Source organism: Pseudomonas sp. KBN12P06040 (genome assembly GCF_037574965.1).
In the GTDB taxonomy this organism is placed as follows: domain Bacteria; phylum Pseudomonadota; class Gammaproteobacteria; order Pseudomonadales; family Pseudomonadaceae; genus Pseudomonas; species Pseudomonas aeruginosa.
Genome location: NZ_JBBELS010000001.1, coordinates 1,435,322 through 1,452,856, shown reverse-complemented (window position 1 = coordinate 1,452,856; position 17,535 = coordinate 1,435,322). Strand labels below are relative to the sequence as shown.

The following is a 17,535-nucleotide window of genomic DNA, read 5'->3' as shown; positions in this document are numbered from 1 at the left end:
GCTCGCCGCCTCCCTGCGGTGTCGACACTCAGCCCTTGCCCAGGGCCTTCTTCGGGTAGATGTCGTAGCGGCTGGACTTGCCTTCCAGGCTATAGCCGGGCTTGGGCCCTTCGATGATCGGCGCCTTGCGCGGGCGCTTCACCACCACCCGGTGGCTGGCCAGGGCCAGGGCCGCCTGCAACAGCGCCGGAGCGTCGAGATCGTCGCCGACCAGCGGCCGGAACAGACGCATTTCCTTCTTCACCAATGCGCTCTTGTCGCGATGGGGAAACATCGGGTCGAGGTAGACCACCTGCGGCGCCTCGCCGTCCCAGGCGCGCATCAGGTCCGCCGAGTTGCCGCCGAGCAGACGCATCCGCGCGGCGATCGGCGCCACGTCGGGATCGCGCCCGGCGCGCTCCAGGCCATCCTCGAGCAGGGCGGCGATCAGCGGCTGGCGCTCGACCAGGGTTACCTCGCAACCCAGGCTGGCGAGGACGAACCCATCCCGGCCCAGGCCGGCCGTGGCATCCAGGACGCGCGGGCGGATGCCTGGCTGGACGCCGACTGCCTTGGCGATCATCTGCCCGCTGCCGCCGCCGAACTTGCGCCGGTGGGCGCTGGCGCCTTCGACGAAATCGACCCGCACCGGACCGGGGGAGTCCGCCCCCAGTTGCAAGACCTGCAAGCCCTGCTCGCCGACCTGCACGGCGAACTCCGCCTCGTCGTCCGCCGCCAACGGCAGGCCAAGTCGCTCCGCCCAGCGCCGCGCAGCCTCGGCGCAAGCGGCGGACAGGGCTTGGACATGCAGGCGAGGAGCGGTGGAATCGGTCATGGTCGGGCAATCGTCGTGGAAAGCGCGGATTTTGCCAGAGTTGGCCCGCGCGCGCTCACCGGCAGACCTTCCATAGGCCCATGTCGAGGTGGAAGTGATCCCGGTGGGCGGCATTGTAGTCGGGCCCCAGCACCGCATTGAAACTGGCGCAGGCGCCGTCCCGCACGCGGCGCAGGAAGCGCCCGTCGGCGCCCTGGTCGGTCCAGTCCGTGGCCAGGCGGATTCGCCTCCCGCCGGCCAGGCGGAAACCGCTGATGTCCAGGGCATTGGCCGAAGCATGCTGGCTGCGCCGGCCGTTCTCGCGGTTGTAGACGTTGCGGCAGGCGAAGCTGCCGATATGCTCGACCCGCGTCGCCGGCTGGCCATAGATATCCAGGGCTGCCGGTTGCAGCACGTGCCGCTCGAACAATGCATAGCTCACTGCCAACGGGCAACTGGCGAGGAAGCTGCTGCTCAACTCCAATGCCGCCCCACGCACGCGCAGGCTGTTGCTCAACGGGCAGGTAGCCGATGGCGGATCGTCGGCGACCCGCTGGTAGCGCAGTTGCGAGGTGGCCAGGGCGGCGTCGCAGAGGCTCCGGTCGTCGGCCAGCCGCCATAGTTTATAGCGGGTCAGCAGGTTCGGCGGTTCGCGCACGTCCAGCGGCAGCCAGGGATTCCAGCGCGCCGGCAGATCGAGCCACTGGTAGCGCAGGGCGCCGACGGCCCCCGCCAGCAGCAGCAATGGCAGCAACCAGGCCAGGCGGCGCACGGGTTCAGCGGAACAGGTCGTTGATACGGTCGAAAGGCATCGCCGCACGGGTCGCTTCCAGGTCGCGCCGCGCCAGCGCCTGCGCCGCCTCATGGAAAGCGCCGAAGGCGACCCGGGCAAGGTTCGAGCCCAGGCTCACGCGCTTGACGCCGAGGGCTTCCAGCTCGTCCAGCGACAGCTCCAGGCGCGGCGAACCGACCAGTACGTTGACCGGCTTCGGTGCCACCGCTTCGAGCACCGCGACGATCTGTTCGCGGCGGTTCAAGCCAGGCGCGTAGAGCACATCGGCGCCGGCATCGGCATAGGCGCGCAGGCGCCGCAGGGTGTCGTCGAGATCCTCGCGACCATGCAGGAAATTCTCCGCGCGGGCGCAGAGGGTGAATGGGAATGGCAACGCACGGGCCGCCTCGACCGCGGCAGCGACCCGCTCCAGCGCGGCGGAGAACTCATAGATGGGCTGTCCGGCGCGCCCGCTGGCATCCTCGATGGAACCACCGACCAGGCCGGCCTCGGCGGCCAGGCGGATGGTCGTGGCGCAGTCTTGCGGAGCATCGCCGTAGCCGTTTTCCAGGTCGGCGGCGACCGGCAGATCGGTGGCGGCGACGATCGCCCGGGCGTTTTCCAGCGCCTCGGTCCGGCTCACCGCGCCTTCCGCATCGCGCCGGCCCAGGGAGAACGCCAAGCCGGCGCTGGTAGTGGCAAGGGCGTCGAAGCCGAGGCTGGCGAGCATCTTCGCCGAACCGGCATCCCAGGGATTGGGCAGGACCAGCATACCGGGCCCCTGGTGCAGGTCGCGGAAACGTTCGGCGCGTTGGCGTTGGCTGGTCATGGCGGCGGGCTCCGTGGCGGGGAAAGGACTCCCTAGCCTAGGCGCAGGCCGGCGGAGCGTCGAGCACCGCGCTCAGAGCAGGCCCAGTTGCTCCACTTCCGGGACCGGGATCGGCTCGGGTAGCGCCGGCAAGCCTGGCAGGCGCTGGCGCAGCAGCGCATGGAAACGCTGGGCCTGCTGGGCCGCCAGGTGATTGTCGGGGGTATGCAGGAATACATATGGAGTCAGGCCGGCCTCGATCCAGTCGGCCACCTTGTCGACCCAGGGCAAAAGGAACACCTCGTTGGCCGGCAGGTCGGGACCGCCGATGAAACGCACCTGCGGCGTATCGCTGAAGGCCGCCGGACGGATCGGCAGGCGCGGCTTCTTCGATTGGGCGTGGAGCACCGCCGGATCGTCCGAACGGCAACTGAACAGCGCCCGCGAATCCAGGCAGATGCGCTCCACGCCACGCTCGCGCAGGTGGCGGTTGAGCAGGCGCTCGTCCTCGCCTTTATCGAAGAACGCCGGGTGGCGTACTTCCACGGCAATCCGTCGCGGACTCAGCTCATCGAGGAAATACAGCAGTTCGCCCAGGCGCTGCGGGGTGAACGCCGCCGACAGTTGCAGCCACAGCGGGCTGACCCTTTCGCCAAGCGGCGCCAGCAGCTCGAGGAAGTCGCCGGCGGCCCCGAGCCGTTCGCGCAGGTCGCCTTCGTGACTGATATCGCGGGGAAACTTGGCACAGAAGCGGAACCCCGCCGGCATCGTCTCGGCCCAGCGCCGCACGGTTTCCGCCGAAGGCCGGGCATAGAAGGTGGTATTGCCCTCGACCGCGTTGAAGATGCCGCCGTAGTGTCCGAGGTAGTCGGCGGAACGCAATTCGCGCGGATAGAAGCTGCCGCGCCAGGCCGCCTCGTTCCAGGATGGACAACCGAGGAAATAAGGAAGGGAAACCACGGGAGCGCGCGGAGCCGCTCAGGCGTAGAGGTCGAGGCCGAGGACATCCTCGGCGCCGGCGTCGATGTTGAGGCTGGCGGTGGAGTTGTAGCTGGCCAGGGCCATCGCCGCATGGCTGCTTACCGGGCGCTGGAACGCCAGCAGGTCGCGGGCGCTCACCGGCAGGCTGTCGCCGCCCGCCGAACTGGCCTGGACCTTGCGCGCCTGCGGCGCCTGCTCGAAGCCCTGGCTGCCGGAAACCGGCGCCGGCTGCTCGCGCCGCGCCTCGACCTCGCGCTGCACGTCGCGATACGGCGTGACCGCGGAGCCCGGTCGGGCGCTGCGCTCCAGCGGCAACGAAGAGGAAGAAAGTCCGTCGATACGCATGATCAAAACCCGGGGAAGTCTCCACACTCTAGCCAGCCCCGAAAGGCTTGGCAATTACCGCTGCGCGGCATTTTCAGGGCGTTTTTTTCGGCGTCGCCACGTTGTCGCGCAGGTACACCGGCAGCGCCTGTTCCGCCTCCACGCCTTCGCCGCGCGCCCAGGCGAAGCCGGCCAGGCTGAGCAAGTCCTCGGCATGCGGCAGCAGGCTCGCGTCCAGCGCGGCCGGGCGCTGCGGCATGCGCTCGACGTAGCCCCAGCCGGTGCCGGCGCCGAACCAATCCGCGGCAGCGGCGTCCCACGGTACGGCGACCCGCTCGGGCGGCAGTACCGCTTCGCTGCCGGCCAGGCGCATCTCGCCTTGTTGCAACTGGTAGCAACCCCAGTAGACCTCGTCCATCCGCGCGTCGATGGCCGCGGCGACCCGCTCCGCACCCTGCTCGCGGTAGGCCCGCTGGGCCAGGATCGCCAGGTCGGAGACCGCCAGTACCGGGCGCTGCAGGGCGAAGGCCAGACCCTGGACCACGCCGATGGCGATGCGCACGCCGGTGAAGGCGCCCGGACCGCGCCCGAAAGCAATGGCGTCCACCGCGGACAGGGCGACGCCGGCCTCGTCGAGCAGGTCGCGGACCATCGGCAGCAGGCGCTGGGCGTGCAGGCGCGGGATCACCTCGTAGTGACTGAGCGCCCGCCCCTCGTGGAGCAGGGCGACGGAGCAGGCTTCGGTGGAGGTATCCAGGGCCAACAGAGTGGACATCGACGGTTCCGCGTGGTGAAAAAGACGCCGATTGTACCAGCCTTCTCCGCCCCGGAAACGCCGACGGCCCGCAAGCGGGCCGTCGGTGCTACAGCGCTGCGGATCAGCTCAGGGCCGAAAGCACTTTCGCGGTGATCTGCTCGACCGAGCCGACGCCGGCGATGCTGTGGTATTTCGGGGTGCCTTCGGCGGCCGACAGCTTCTGGTAGAAGTCGACCAGCGGCTTGGTCTGCGAATGGTAGACCGACAGGCGGTGACGCACGGTCTCTTCCTTGTCGTCCTCGCGCTGGATCAGCTCTTCGCCGGTAACGTCGTCCTTGCCGGCGACCTTCGGCGGGTTGTGCTCGGTGTGGTACACGCGGCCGGAGGCCGGATGCACGCGACGACCGGCGATACGCGACACGATCTCCTCGTCGTCGACGGCGATCTCGACCACATGGTCGATGGTCACGCCGGCGTCCTTCAGCGCTTCGGCCTGCGGGATGGTCCGCGGGAAGCCGTCGAACAGGAAGCCCTTGGCGCAATCGGCCTCGGTGATGCGTTCCTTGATCAGGGCGATGATGATGTCGTCGGATACCAGGCCGCCGCTGTCCATCACGCCTTTCACCTGCTGGCCGAGCGGGCTGCCGGCCTTGACTGCGGCGCGCAGCATGTCGCCGGTGGAGATCTGCGGAATGCCGAACTTCTCGGTGATGAACCGTGCCTGGGTGCCTTTGCCGGCACCGGGTGCCCCGAGCAGAATCACACGCATCGATATGCTCCTTAGAATTGGTAAGCGAAAGTCTGGATCCGCCTCGTGGGGCCAATCTCGTATTTGCAGGAAACGGCACTGTATGGCGCCGAAAAGGCTGTCCAAGATACACAGCGCCCCCCCACCGCACAAGACACCGAAAGTTGCCCCCCGCCTTCCCTCATCCGGTGTTGCGCAGTCCGGCGGCGACCCCCGCGACCGTCACCAGCAGCGCCTGCTCCAGGCCGCCGCAGGCGTCGCCCTGGCAGCGCCGCGAACGGGCCAGAAGCTCAGCCTGGAGCAGGTGCAGCGGGTCTAGATAGCTGTTGCGCACGCTGATCGACTCGCGGGTCTCGCTGGCGTGGGCGAGCAGCAGCGACTGCCCGGTCAGTCCCAGCACCACGCGCACCGCCTGCGACAATAGGTCGCGTAAACGACGCCCCAGCGGACGCAGCTCGAGCGGCACTAGACGTTCGTCGTAGAGCCGCGCGATATCCGCGTCGGCCTTGGCCAGGACCATTTCCAGCATGTCGATGCGGGTGGTGAAGAACGGCCATTGCTCGCGCATCTGCCCGAGCAGCGCGCCCTCGCCACGCTCGATGGCGTTCAGCAAGGCGGTCTCCCAGCCAAGCCATGCCGGCAGCATCAGGCGCGTCTGGGTCCAGGCGAAGATCCAGGGAATCGCCCGCAGGCTCTCCACCCCGCCTTCGCGGCGCTTGGCCGGGCGGCTGCCCAGCGGCAGACGGCCCAGTTCCTGCTCGGGCGTGGCCAGGCGGAAATACTCGACGAACTGCGGATCGTCGCGCACCACCCTGCGGTAGGCCAGCAGCGCGTCCTTCGCCAGGCGGTCCATCTGCGCGCGCCAGGCCGGCTCGGGAGCCGGCGGCGGCATCAGGGTCGCCTCCAGCACTGCGGCGAGGTAGAGATTGAGGTTCTGTTCGGCGATGTCCGGCAAGCCGAACTTGAAGCGGATCATCTCGCCCTGTTCGGTGACCCGGAAGCGCCCGGCCACCGAACCCGGTGGCTGCGACAGGATAGCCGCGTGGGCCGGCCCGCCGCCGCGGCCGACGGTGCCGCCGCGGCCATGGAAGAGCAGCAGCTCGACCTCATGCTGGCGGCAGATCTCCACCAGTTTCTCCTGCGCCCGGTACTGCGCCCAGGCCGCCGTGAGAGTACCGGCGTCCTTGGCCGAATCGGAGTAGCCGATCATCACTTCCTGCACCCCGGAGAGCCGCGAACGGTAGCCCGGCAGCGTCAGCAGGCGCTCCATGCAGGGGCCGGCGTTGTCCAGGTCGTCGAGGGTCTCGAACAGCGGCACCACGCGCATCGGCCAGTCGACGCCGCTTTCCTTGAGCAGCAGTTGCACCGCCAGCACGTCGGACGGCTGGCCGGCCATCGAGATCACGTAGGAACCCAGCGACGCCGGTGGCGCGGCGGCGATCGCCCGGCAGGTGGCGAGCACCTCGGCGGTATCCGCCGAAGGCTGGTAGTGCGCCGGCAGCAGGGGGCGGCGGCTGTTCAGTTCCTCGAGAAGGAATTCCAGGCGGGTCTTCTCGTCCCACTCGTCGTAGCTGCCCAGCTCCAGGTACTCGGTGATCTCGCTCAGCGCGGCGGCATGGCGGGCCGAGTCCTGGCGCACGTCCAGGCGTACCAGGAACAGGCCGAAGGTGGCGGCGCGGCGCAGGCAGTCGAGCAACGCGCCATCGGCGATCACGCCCATGCCGCAGGCGTGCAGCGACTCGTGGCACAGTTGCAGCGGCTCGACCAGGTCGCGGTTGTGCTCCAGGACGCCCTCCGCGGCCGGCACCTCGCCGGCCAGGGCCTGGTGGGTCCAGTTGCGGGTCACGCGCAGGCGCTCGCGCAATTGCTTGAGCAGGGCGCGATAGGGCTCGGCGCTATCGCCGACCCGCGCCAGCAACTGCGGCGAGGCCTGCTGCATGGACAGCTCGGCGGTCAGTCGGTCGATATCGCGCAGGTACAGGTCGGCGGCCATCCAGCGCGCCAGCAGCAGGACCTCGCGGGTCACGCTGGCGGTGACGTTGGGATTGCCGTCGCGGTCGCCCCCCATCCAGGACGCGAAGCGCAGCGGCGCGGCGGTCAACGGCAGGCGTTCGCCGGTGCTGCGCAGGAGTACCTCGTCGACGTGCCGAAGGACGTTCGGCAAGGCCTGCCAGAGAGAATGCTCGATCACCGCGAAGCCCCATTTCGCCTCGTCCACAGGGGTCGGCCGGACCTTGCGGATCTCGTCGGTATGCCAGGCCTCGGCCACCAGCCGCTGCAGGCGCTGCTGGATGCGACTGCGCTCCTCCGGCAGCAGGTCGGCATGGTCCTTGGCCGCCAGCTGCGCGGTGATCGCATCGTATTTCTGGATCAGCGTGCGCCGCGCCACCTCGGTGGGATGGGCGGTCAGCACCAGTTCGATCTCCAGCCCGGCGAGCTGGCGAGCCAGTTGCCCGGGGGCATGCCCGGCGTCCTTGAGACGCCCCAGCAGCTCTTCCAGCACCAGGTTCTCGAAGGGTTCCGGCTCGTTCGGCCGGCGCCGGCGGATACGGTGGTATTGCTCGGCGATATTGGCCAGGTTGAGGAACTGGTTGAAGGCCCGCGCCACCGGCAGCAGTTCGTCTTCCTCGAGCCCGTCGAGGGTGGCGGTGAGCTGCTGGGCGCCCTCCGCGGAACCGCGGCGGGCAGCCTTGGCGCCCTTGCGGATCAGCTCGATCTTGTCGAGGAACCGCGGGCCGTACTGCTCGCGGATGGTGTCGCCGAGCAATTCGCCCAGTTGGTGGACGTCCTCGCGCAGGCGCGCATCGATTTCCGGCATGACCTGTCTCCACTGCGGGTGGGAAACCAGCTTGGCTCAGGCGCCCCCGCGCTTACAAGCCCGCAGGGTGCCAGTACGGCGCCGCCGGGCCGGAAGCGAGGCTGCCGGCGCCGATCGGGTCTAGTCTGAAGGAAGTGCCCGCACCGAGGCACGGCCCCACGAGGGCACCCCAGCACGCCCGCCACGACCGGGCTGAAGAGGTCAGCATGAAGATCCGTGAGCTTGTCCGCCATTGGGAACACACCGCCAAGGGCCGCATGGCCCGCAACCACTACAGCATCCCGCTGGACGTCGAAAGCGCCGCGCGCCTCGCCGCGCTGCACGAGATGTATCCGCGGCGCAGCGTCGAGGAACTACTGGGCGAGCTGGTCGGCGCCGCCCTGGAAGAACTGGAGGCGAGCTTCCCCTACGTGAAGGGGAGTCAGGTGGTGGCCACCGACGAACAGGGCGATCCGCTCTATGAGGATGTCGGCCCTACCCCACGCTTCCTGTCGCTCTCGCGCAAGTACCTGCACGAACTGGTCGCGCAACAGGACACCTCCAGTCACTGAGCGCGACTTCAGCCATGCCGGCGGTGCACGCCGGGAACGTGCATGTGCCCGGCCTCGGCGCATTCCTCGGGGATAGGCGACAGCGGCGCGGGCTGCTCCAGTTCGCGGAGGATGCCGCAGGCCTGGCTGTTGCCGGCGACCGTACAGCGTGAGCCGAGATCCTGCAGTTGCTCGCGCAATGCCTGGAGTTCGGCGATGCGCACCTCGACGTGATGCAGGTGCTCGTCGATCAGCCGGTTGGCGGTGCCGCAATCCGCCTCGGGACGGTCGCGCAACGCCAGCAGGGTACGGATTTCCTCCTGGGTCATGTCCAGCGAGCGGCAGTGACGGATGAACGACAGGCGCTCGACATGCGCCAGGGTGTATTGCCGATAGTTGCCTTCGCTACGCGCGGGCTCGGGCAACAGGCCTTCGCGCTCGTAGTAACGGATGGTCTCCACCGGGCAACCGGTTCTCTTCGCCAGCTCACCGATCTTCATGCCAACCCTCCTCCAATCGCCGACGCGGCTACCCGAATTGGCAGTACCGCTTGACTCTGTAGTTGCTACAGGGTGTGCAATCGCACCCAACACGTCAAACGGGAATTGTTTCCATGAGCCACGAACACGCCGACACTTGCTGTCACGGTCACGGACATGATCATGGGCACCGCCACGCGCCTCGCCCGGCGGTGGCCGCCATCGGAACCCTGGCCGGCAACGCCGAGTTGCGCTGGAGCGACCTGCGCATCGAAGCGATGGACTGCCCGACCGAGGAACGCCTGATCCGCGACGCCCTCGGTCGCCAGCCGGCAGTGGAGTCGCTGGAATTCAACCTGATGCAGCGCCTGCTGCGCGTCCAGCATCGCTTCGACAGCGTCGAGCCGCTGCAGAAGCTGATCGCCGGCCTCGGCATGCAAGCGGTGCCGCTGGATGCCGGCGAAAATACCGACGGCCCCTCGCAAGCGCCGGCGAAACCCTGGTGGCCGCTGGCCCTGGCCGGCGCGATGGCGCTGGCCTCGGAGATCGTCGAATGGTTCGGCCTGGCGCCGGACTGGGTGGTCGCCGGCCTCGCCCTGCTGGCCATCCTCGGCGCCGGCCTGCCGACCTACCGCAAGGGCTGGATCGCCCTGAAGAACCGCAACCTGAACATCAACGCCCTGATGAGCATCGCCGTGACCGGCGCCGTGCTCATCGGCCAGTGGCCGGAAGCGGCGATGGTCAGCGTGCTGTTCGCCATCGCCGAGCTGATCGAGGCGAAGTCCCTGGATCGCGCGCGCAACGCCATCCGCGGCCTGCTGCAACTGGCTCCGGAACAGGCCACGGTACTGGTCGGCGGCGAATGGAAGGAGCTGCCGGCCAAGCAAGTGGAACTGGAAGCCACCGTGCGCGTGAAGCCCGGCGAACGCATCGCCCTCGACGGCGAGGTGACCAGCGGCCGCTCCAGCGTCAACCAGGCGCCGATCACCGGCGAAAGCCTGCCGGTGGAGAAGGAGGTCGGCGAGCCGGTGTTCGCCGGCAGCATCAACGGCGAGGGCGCGCTGGAGTACCGCGTCACCCGCCGCGCCGACGACAGCACCCTGGCCCGGATCATCCACGCCGTGGAGGAAGCCCAGGGTTCCCGCGCACCGACCCAGCGTTTCGTCGACAGTTTCGCCCGCGTCTACACCCCGGTGGTATTCCTCATCGCCCTCGCCACCGCGGTGCTGCCGCCGCTGCTGTTCGGCGGCGCCTGGCTGGACTGGATCTACCGCGCCCTGGTGCTGCTGGTGATCGCCTGTCCCTGCGCGCTGGTGATCTCCACCCCGGTGACCATCGTCAGCGGCCTTTCCGCCGCGGCGCGCCTGGGCATCCTGATCAAGGGCGGGGTGTTCCTCGAACTCGGGCGCAAGCTGTCCTGGGTCGCCCTCGACAAGACCGGCACCATCACCCATGGCAAACCGCAACAGACCGACTACCTGCCGATCGCGGAGGCTGACGGGACGGATGCGCGCCTGCTCGCCGCCAGCCTGGCCGCGCGTTCCGACCACCCGGTATCGCGCGCCGTGGCCAACGCAGCGGAAGAGGACGGCCTTGCCCTGGGCGTGGTCGAGGACCTCGCCGCCCTGCCGGGACGAGGCGTCAGCGGACGCATCGACGGCGTCCTCTACCACCTCGGCAACCATCGCCTGGTGGAGGAACTGGGCCTCTGCTCGCCGGCCCTGGAAGAGCGCCTGGACGCCCTGGAGCGCCAGGGCAAGACGGTCATCGCGCTGTGCGATCCGCAGCGCGTGCGGGCCCTCTTCGCCGTCGCCGACGGGGTCAAGGACAGCAGCCGCGAGGCGATCCGCGAGCTGCACGCGCTGGACGTGAAGACCCTGATGCTCACCGGCGACAACCCGCACACCGCAGCCGCCATCGCTGCCCAGGTAGGCATCGACGCAGCTCGCGGCAACCTCCTGCCGGAGGACAAGCTGCGTGAAGTGGAAGCGCGCCAGGCCGACGGCTCGCGGGTCGGCATGGTCGGCGACGGGATCAACGACGCGCCGGCCCTGGCCCGCGCCGACATCGGCTTCGCCATGGGCGCGGCGGGCACCGACACGGCCATCGAGACCGCCGGCGTCGCGCTGATGGACGACGACTTGCGCAAGTTGCCGCAATTCGTCCGGCTGTCGCGCACCACCCACGCGATCCTGGTCCAGAACATCACCCTGGCCCTGGGCATCAAGGCGGTGTTCCTCGCCCTTACCCTGGCCGGCGAAGGCACCCTGTGGATGGCGGTATTCGCCGACATGGGCGCCAGCCTGCTGGTGGTGTTCAACGGTCTGCGACTGTTGCGCAAGCGTTTCTGAAAGGCCCCACTGGCCTCCTCCAGCCCCACTCAGGTGGGGCTTTTTTTCTGCCCGAGTGTTCCGTCCTGGAGCGCTGCGGCAGTTGTGCGTTTCGTGGACTAGAGCCCTGTAGGACGGGCTTTAGTGAGCAGAGGTGGCGTTCTGCGACCACGCCGGAAGCCGACTGTTCAGTCAGAAAATTTCAGATTTTTTTTTGAACCCCTGAACCAGCGGGGGAGTCACTAAAAGTACATGGCCAATCGCCAAGCCCCTGAAACAGAGGCCTGGCAGAGGCTTGCTCAGTGAGCAGGAAGAAAAGACCGGAGGGCCGGAAACGCGCCCACGGTAATGGCCAGAGATGAAAGCCAAGGAATCAGCATCCCTGTCAGAGGAAATTTCCCATGGAGCAAAAAGCGATGAGCAAGCAACACACCGGTTCCCTGCGTGGCCTCAAGCTGGCCCTGCTGGCCGTAGGCAGCAGCCTGGTCCTGGCCGGCTGCGCCGGCAACCCGCCGACCGAGCAGTTCGCCGTGACCGAGTCCGCGGTGAATAACGCGGTAAGCGCCGGCGGCCCGGAATATGCCCCGGTCGAGATGAAGTCCGCCCAGGACAAGCTGAGCCAGGCGCGCATCGCCATGAACGACAAGGAATACGACCAGGCCAAGCGCCTGGCGCAGCAGGCCGAGTGGGACGCCCGGGTCGCCGAGCGCAAGACCCAGGCCGCCAAGGCGCAGAAAGCCGTGAAGGATGCCCAGCAGGGCGTCATGGAACTGCGTGAGGAAGGCATGCGCGATACGCAGCACTAAGCCGGATTCCGCCCTTCTTTCGTCGATTCGTGATTAAGGATGACCCCTATGCGTAAGTACATTGCCCTCCCCGCCGTATCCCTGCTGGCCCTGGCGCTGGCCGCCTGCTCCACGCCGCCGAACGCCAACCTGGAACAGGCCCGCAGCAACTTCTCCGCGCTGCAGTCGCAGCCCGACGCGACCAAGGTCGCGGCCCTGGAAACCAAGGACGCCGGCGACTGGCTGGCCAAGGCCGACAAGGCCTATCAGGATGGCGAAGACCAGCGCGACGTGGACCAATTGGCCTACCTGACCAACCAGCGCATCGAACTGGCCAAGCAGACCATCGTCCTGCGCAATGCCGAGGCGCAGTTGCAGAACGCCTCCGCCCAGCGCGCCCAGGCCCGCCTCGACGCGCGCACCGCGCAACTGGACAAGCTGCGTAGCCAACTGAATGCCAAGCAGACCTCGCGCGGCACCATGGTGACCTTCGGCGACGTTCTGTTCGATCTCGACAAGTCCGACCTGAAGCCCGGCGCCATGCGCAACATCCAGCAACTGGCCGAGTTCCTCCAGCAGAACCCGGAGCGCCAGGTGATCGTAGAGGGCTACACCGATAGCACCGGTTCCGCCAACTACAACCAGCGCCTGTCCGAGCGTCGTGCCGACTCGGTGCGCATGGCCCTGCTCAGCCGCGGCATCAGCCCGGAACGCGTAGCCACCCGTGGCTACGGTAAGGAATATCCGGTGGCCAGCAACGGCACCAGCTCCGGCCGTGCCATGAACCGTCGGGTGGAAGTCACCATTTCCAACGACGCCAAGCCGGTCGCGCCACGCTCCTCCGTCAGCGGCTGATAGGCCCTACGGAAGCCAAAAGCCCCGCCATCCGGCGGGGCTTTTTCATGGGCGTGGCCCGAGCTTTCCAGGTATCAGCGGGCCACAGGCCGCTCGCCGAGCAAGCGCTGGTAGCGCTCGGCCATCGAGCTATCGAAGGCAACCAGGACGATTTCCTCCAGGCTGCTGTGCGCCGGGCGTCGCCGGCAGACCTCTTCGACGGCGATGGCCGCGGCCTGCTCCAAGGGATAACCGTAGATGCCGCAGCTGATGGCGGGGAACGCGACGCTGGTCGCCCCGGCCTGCTCGGCCAGGGCCAGGCTGCGCCGGTAGCAGCTGGCCAGCAGCTCCGCTTCGCCGTTGTCGCCGCCGCGCCAGACCGGGCCGACGGTGTGGATCACGTGGGCCGCCGGCAGACGGAACCCGCGGGTGATCTTCGCCTCGCCGGTCTTGCAACCGTGCAGCAGGCGGCAGGCCGCCACCAGCTCGGCACCGGCGGCGCGGTGGATGGCGCCGTCGACCCCGCCCCCACCGAGCAGCGAGGAGTTCGCCGCGTTGACGATGGCATCCACCGCAAGACGGGTGATGTCCCCCTGCCAGACGCGGACCTCGGTCATTTCACTTCCTGCGGGACTTCCTGTCCGGCGCAGCGCACGGCGTGCTTCCTGTTGTCCACCAGCACGCCGGAAAGGCCCTTCTGCTCGGTGTCGAACAGCACCAGGACGCCATCGATGCACTGCGCGACCTGCTTGGCCGGCTCCAGGGACAGCTTCACATCTTCGCCGGGCAGGCTCTTCAGCATGGTGAAATCGGCCAGCAACAGGGCGTCCTGCGGCTTGGCGAAATGCAGGTAGCCGTAGTACCAGAGCACGCCGACAGTGACGAAGATGGCACCGATGCCGGTCAGGATGCAGGGGAGTACGTTACGGTCGCTCATGGATTGCCTTCGGGTTTCGCGGATTCGCGGTTCGGGATTTCGGCCAGCCGGCGCAGGCCGGTGAAGCCATGGGGATCGTCGAGGAAGCGCAGCATCACTTCCTGCCAGGTCGCTTCGGCGAAGGTCTGCACGTGGCCGCCTCGGGTCAGTTGCAGGACCTTCGGCAGCCGCGCCTGGCGGTACAGGGCGATGCCGTTCTCGAGGGGCACAATGGTATCGTCGATACTGTGAAAGAACAGCATGGGTGCGCCAGAAAGCCGCGCCACCGAATGGATGGCGCTGTCGTCGTCGGGCACCAGCCAGGACAGCGGCACCTGCAGCGGCCAGGTCAGCCAGGAACCGTCCAGCATGTGCCGGGCGATGCCGCGGTAGCTCGCCGGTACCCCGTCGAACACCAGCGCCTTGAACTGGCCCTGGCGCTGCGGATGCTCGACCAGGTAGTGGATCGCCAGCGCGCCGCCGAGACTCTGCCCCAGCAGCACGCGCTCGGTGCCCTTCACCTCCGGCGCCTGGTCGAGCCAGGCGAACGCCGCGTCGATGTCGCGGTAGACCTCCGGCAGTCCCGGCTCGCCCTCCGACTGGCCGTAGCCGCGATAGTCGAGCATCAGCACCTGGTAGCCCTCGGCGGGCAGCCACCAGGTGCCGCCGAGGTGCCAGGACAGGTTGCCGCCGTTGCCGTGCAGGTAGAGCACGGTGCCTTTCACCGGCACGCCTTTCTTCGCCGGCAGCCACCAGGCGCGCAGGCGCACGCCGTCGGCGGTGGTCAGGGTGACGTCGCGGTACTCCAGCCCGGCGCGCGCCGGGGTGATCTGCACCACCGGCTCGGGATAGAACAGCAGCGAACTGCAACCACCGAGGAACAGCGCGCCGAGTACCAGCAGCGGGATCAGCAGGCGCTTCATCCGTTGTTGGTCCTTACCTCTTCGCGGGCGCGAAAGGTGGCGTCGTAGATGCGCCCGGCCAGGCGCGAGAACGGCAGGCTCTGCAGCCAGACGGTGCCGCTGCCCTTGAGGGTGGTCAGCAGCAATCCTTCGCCGCCGAACAGCATGCTCTTCAGGCCGCCGGCCAGTTGCACGTCGTAGTCGATGCCATCGGTGAAGGCCACCAGGCAACCGGTGTCGACCCGCAGCGTCTCGCCATTCAACTGGCGGCGGATCAGCGTACCGCCGGCGTGGACGAAGACCAGGCCATCGCCCTCGAGCTTCTGCAGGATGAAGCCCTCGCCGCCGAAGAAACCGGCGCCCAGGCGCTTGGCGAAGGCGATGCCGACCCGGGTGCCATAGGCCGCGCAGAGGAACGAGTCCTTCTGGCAGAACAGGCGCCCGCCGACATCGTCCAGGTCCACCGCCACCACGCTGCCCGGATAGGGCGCGGCAAAGGCCACGTGCTGCTTGCCCTGGCCTTCGTTGGTGAAGTGGGTCATGAACACCGACTCGCCACCGAGCTTGCGCTTGCCGGCGCTCCACAGCTTGCCCAGCAGGCTGCCGTCGGAGCCGTCGCCCATCCGCGCGGTGAAGCGGATGTCGCCGGTCATGTAGTTCATCGCCCCGGCCTCGGCGATCACGGTTTCCCCGGGGTCGAGTTCGATCTCCACGGTCTGCATGGATTCGCCGAGGATGCGGTAGTCGAGTTCGTGGCTGGCCATCGCCGTTCTCCTTGCTTGCCGGCCGACCGCCCGCGCGCACCGGGAAAGACCGGCACGGCGGGGAGCGGTCAGAGAATGTTCGCGTAGTCCGCTTCGATGCGGTCCAGGCTGAGGTGGTTGAGGAAGTTCGAGAAGCACATCCAGGCCGACAGCGCGTTGAGGTCGCGGAACTGCGGCGGCAGGTATTTCGGCGGCGCCACCAGGCCCTCGTCCACCAGTTGGCGCAGGGTGCGCATGTCTTCCAGGGTGGTCTTGCCGCAGAACAGCAGGGGGATCTGTTCGAGCTTGCCCTTGCGCACGGCGAGCTGGATGTAGTTATAGATGAGGATGAAGCCCTTCAGGTAGGACAGGTCCTTGGTGAACGGCAGGCCATCCGGGGTCGAGCCACGGAAGACCCGGCTGGCGTTCTGGTAGCTGTCCTCCAGGCTGTAGCCCTGCTCGCGGTAGAAGTGGAATACGTCGAGGAAATCGGCGCCCTCCTCGGCCATGTGGATCGCCCGGGTGCGATTGGTCAGCTTGCGCAGGCGGGTCGGGTAGGAGGCGAAGGCGATCACCTCCATCAGGATCGCCAGGCCTTCCTGGGTCACGGTGGAGGACGGCGGCCCCTTGGCGAGGAAGGTGCAGATCGGCTGGCTCAGGCCGTTCAGGGTGGTGCCGACGTGCACCAGGCCCTCGTGGACCTCCAGCGCGCGCACGTCGCGCTCGTTGAACAGGGCGTCGGCGCGCACCTTGATGTAGTCGGCGCCGGCCGCCGCGTCGGCGACGATGCCGTCGGACTCGAACACGCGGATGGTGCCCTCCTCCTCGCCGAACACGGTGTTCAGCCGCGCCTGGAGGATCGGCACGACCTCCTTGGCGGTCAGGGTCTTGGGTTCGTCCTTAAGATCGCCGCGGTCGGCGATGTTGTTCAGGTAGTCGGAGAGCATCAGGCCGAGGTCGGCCAGGGTCGGATCACCGGCATGGAAGGCGTCCGAGGCCGAGCCGTAGAGTTCCTGGGAGATCAGCCCGAGGTCCGGGGTGCCGCGCGCCTCGAGCATGCGGATGACCATCCGGTATTCCTTGCACATCCGCCGCATGATCTGCCCGACCGGGTTGAACTGGCCCAACTGGCGGGTGATGTCGCGCTCGATGTTCTGGAATTCCTGCTTCTTGGCGCTGGCGTCGAAGGCCAGCGGGCGGCTGTCGTAGTAGCCGCGGTCGACCTTCGGCGCATGCTTGCCGCGGCCCTTGAGGAAGTCCTGGCGGATCCCGTCGTCCCATTTGATCGCATCCAGCACGCGGATCGGCGTCTGCGCCTCGACGATGCGATCGGACAGGGAGCGGATGATCTTCTGGTAGTCGTTCTGCGCCTTGCGCTGGCTCATCGGCAATCTCATTGGGTGACCCGCTGGAAGCGGGCGGCCTCGACGAACACGTCGGAATTGGCGGGATCGTTCAGGTAGGCGAAGACCTTCTCCAACGGGCTGCGCACCAGCGCGCCCTTGCCCTGCTCGCTGTCGACGGTCTCGCCGTCGAGCTGGCCGGCGCCGAGGTCCTCGACGATGCGCTCGACGTCGAGGTTGTAGATCACCAGCTCGTCACCGTCGGTGATCTCGAAGCCGGCGATGACGAAGTTGCCGCCCAGGCTCTTCGGCAGGCCGGCCGACAGGTACCAGCGCTTGCCCTGGTGGGAGACGGTGAAGCCGTAGTCCTCCAGGCTCTCGGTATTGTCCTTGCTGTCCACGTAGCTGAGCGCGCGGTAGACATTGCTGCCGGAACGGGTGATCTCCAGGAATTGTTCTTCCTTCCACTCGTTCTCGCGGCTCCAGGTCCCGAGCAGGTGGCTCGGCGCCGCCTCGCGCGGCGGTATCGGCTCCTTGAAGGTGACCAGGCAACCGCCCAACAGCAGGAAACTCAGGACCACCAGGCAACGCCAGGCTTTCATCACACGCTCCTTAGGAACCCTCCGCAACCTGCGACCGGCTGGCCGAGGGAAGGTTCGGGTATGAAAAACC

19 protein-coding genes are annotated in these 17,535 nt (G+C 67.9%); 4 read left to right on the top strand and 15 right to left on the bottom strand.

Annotated features, from left to right (window positions below):
• Positions 1–28: 28 nt before the first annotated feature.
• From VQ067_RS06840 to ppc, 8 genes are all read right to left on the bottom strand, one after another.
• On the bottom strand, positions 29–814 hold the full coding sequence (locus VQ067_RS06840; protein WP_003129905.1) for a class I SAM-dependent methyltransferase: 786 nt from the start codon (positions 812–814) through the stop codon (positions 29–31).
• Positions 815–869: 55 nt separating this feature from the next.
• On the bottom strand, positions 870–1,565 hold the full coding sequence (locus VQ067_RS06835; RefSeq protein ID WP_033991070.1) for an extensin-like domain-containing protein: 696 nt from the start codon (positions 1,563–1,565) through the stop codon (positions 870–872).
• Between the two features lie 4 nt (positions 1,566–1,569).
• Positions 1,570–2,394, bottom strand: coding sequence for an isocitrate lyase/PEP mutase family protein (locus VQ067_RS06830; RefSeq protein WP_003129903.1), 825 nt, complete (start codon positions 2,392–2,394; stop codon positions 1,570–1,572).
• Positions 2,395–2,466: 72 nt separating this feature from the next.
• A complete protein-coding gene (locus VQ067_RS06825) occupies positions 2,467–3,333 on the bottom strand; it encodes a DUF72 domain-containing protein (protein ID WP_023875006.1) in 867 nt (288 codons plus the stop codon).
• An 18-nt stretch (positions 3,334–3,351) separates the two neighbouring features.
• The gene (locus VQ067_RS06820) at positions 3,352–3,699 is read right to left on the bottom strand and encodes a hypothetical protein (protein ID WP_003098661.1); all 348 of its coding nucleotides are present in this window, start codon (positions 3,697–3,699) and stop codon (positions 3,352–3,354) included.
• A gap of 73 nt (positions 3,700–3,772) precedes the next feature.
• Positions 3,773–4,453 carry a tRNA (adenosine(37)-N6)-threonylcarbamoyltransferase complex dimerization subunit type 1 TsaB gene (gene tsaB / locus VQ067_RS06815; protein ID WP_003110619.1) on the bottom strand — a complete coding sequence of 227 codons (681 nt, stop codon included), beginning with the start codon at positions 4,451–4,453 and terminating at the stop codon, positions 3,773–3,775.
• A 103-nt stretch (positions 4,454–4,556) separates the two neighbouring features.
• The gene (gene adk / locus VQ067_RS06810; protein ID WP_003092485.1) at positions 4,557–5,204 is read right to left on the bottom strand and encodes an adenylate kinase; all 648 of its coding nucleotides are present in this window, start codon (positions 5,202–5,204) and stop codon (positions 4,557–4,559) included.
• A 160-nt stretch (positions 5,205–5,364) separates the two neighbouring features.
• On the bottom strand, positions 5,365–8,001 hold the full coding sequence (gene ppc / locus VQ067_RS06805) for a phosphoenolpyruvate carboxylase (RefSeq protein WP_033991069.1): 2,637 nt from the start codon (positions 7,999–8,001) through the stop codon (positions 5,365–5,367).
• Positions 8,002–8,207: 206 nt separating this feature from the next.
• Between ppc and VQ067_RS06800 the strand changes: the two genes are divergently transcribed.
• Positions 8,208–8,552, top strand: coding sequence for a hypothetical protein (locus VQ067_RS06800; RefSeq protein WP_003092488.1), 345 nt, complete (start codon positions 8,208–8,210; stop codon positions 8,550–8,552).
• Positions 8,553–8,560: 8 nt separating this feature from the next.
• On the opposite strand, the gene cadR is transcribed toward VQ067_RS06800, so the two are convergent.
• Positions 8,561–9,031, bottom strand: a complete 471-nt coding sequence (gene cadR, locus VQ067_RS06795) for a Cd(II)/Pb(II)-responsive transcriptional regulator (protein WP_003092490.1) — start codon at positions 9,029–9,031, stop codon at positions 8,561–8,563.
• Positions 9,032–9,144: 113 nt separating this feature from the next.
• On the opposite strand from cadR, the gene VQ067_RS06790 reads away from it, so the two are divergent.
• The 3 genes from VQ067_RS06790 to VQ067_RS06780 all read left to right on the top strand — a co-directional run bounded on the left by VQ067_RS06790 (position 9,145) and on the right by VQ067_RS06780 (position 12,980).
• Positions 9,145–11,361 (top strand): heavy metal translocating P-type ATPase, encoded by a 2,217-nt coding sequence (locus VQ067_RS06790; protein WP_003117471.1) that lies wholly within the window; start codon positions 9,145–9,147, stop codon positions 11,359–11,361.
• Positions 11,362–11,741: 380 nt separating this feature from the next.
• Entirely contained in the window at positions 11,742–12,146 is a 405-nt protein-coding gene (locus VQ067_RS06785; protein ID WP_003092495.1) for a DUF4398 domain-containing protein, read from the top strand.
• 48 nt (positions 12,147–12,194) lie between these two features.
• Complete coding sequence (locus VQ067_RS06780) at positions 12,195–12,980, top strand: OmpA family protein (RefSeq protein ID WP_003092499.1); 786 nt, start codon at positions 12,195–12,197, stop codon at positions 12,978–12,980.
• A 74-nt stretch (positions 12,981–13,054) separates the two neighbouring features.
• On the opposite strand, the gene VQ067_RS06775 is transcribed toward VQ067_RS06780, so the two are convergent.
• The 6 genes from VQ067_RS06775 to VQ067_RS06750 all read right to left on the bottom strand — a co-directional run bounded on the left by VQ067_RS06775 (position 13,055) and on the right by VQ067_RS06750 (position 17,465).
• Entirely contained in the window at positions 13,055–13,576 is a 522-nt protein-coding gene (locus VQ067_RS06775; protein WP_033991068.1) for an O-acetyl-ADP-ribose deacetylase, read from the bottom strand.
• Complete coding sequence (locus VQ067_RS06770; RefSeq protein ID WP_034019833.1) at positions 13,573–13,896, bottom strand: hypothetical protein; 324 nt, start codon at positions 13,894–13,896, stop codon at positions 13,573–13,575. Before VQ067_RS06770 ends, VQ067_RS06775 begins: the two co-directional genes overlap by 4 nt.
• Positions 13,893–14,798, bottom strand: coding sequence for an alpha/beta hydrolase (locus VQ067_RS06765; RefSeq protein WP_023100860.1), 906 nt, complete (start codon positions 14,796–14,798; stop codon positions 13,893–13,895). Before VQ067_RS06765 ends, VQ067_RS06770 begins: the two co-directional genes overlap by 4 nt.
• Positions 14,795–15,541, bottom strand: a complete 747-nt coding sequence (locus tag VQ067_RS06760; RefSeq protein ID WP_003092512.1) for a TIGR00266 family protein — start codon at positions 15,539–15,541, stop codon at positions 14,795–14,797. Before VQ067_RS06760 ends, VQ067_RS06765 begins: the two co-directional genes overlap by 4 nt.
• 68 nt (positions 15,542–15,609) lie before the next feature.
• Positions 15,610–16,905 (bottom strand): flavohemoglobin expression-modulating QEGLA motif protein, encoded by a 1,296-nt coding sequence (locus VQ067_RS06755; RefSeq protein ID WP_003092515.1) that lies wholly within the window; start codon positions 16,903–16,905, stop codon positions 15,610–15,612.
• Between the two features lie 8 nt (positions 16,906–16,913).
• The gene (locus VQ067_RS06750) at positions 16,914–17,465 is read right to left on the bottom strand and encodes a hypothetical protein (RefSeq protein ID WP_021265174.1); all 552 of its coding nucleotides are present in this window, start codon (positions 17,463–17,465) and stop codon (positions 16,914–16,916) included.
• Positions 17,466–17,535: the final 70 nt, after the last annotated feature.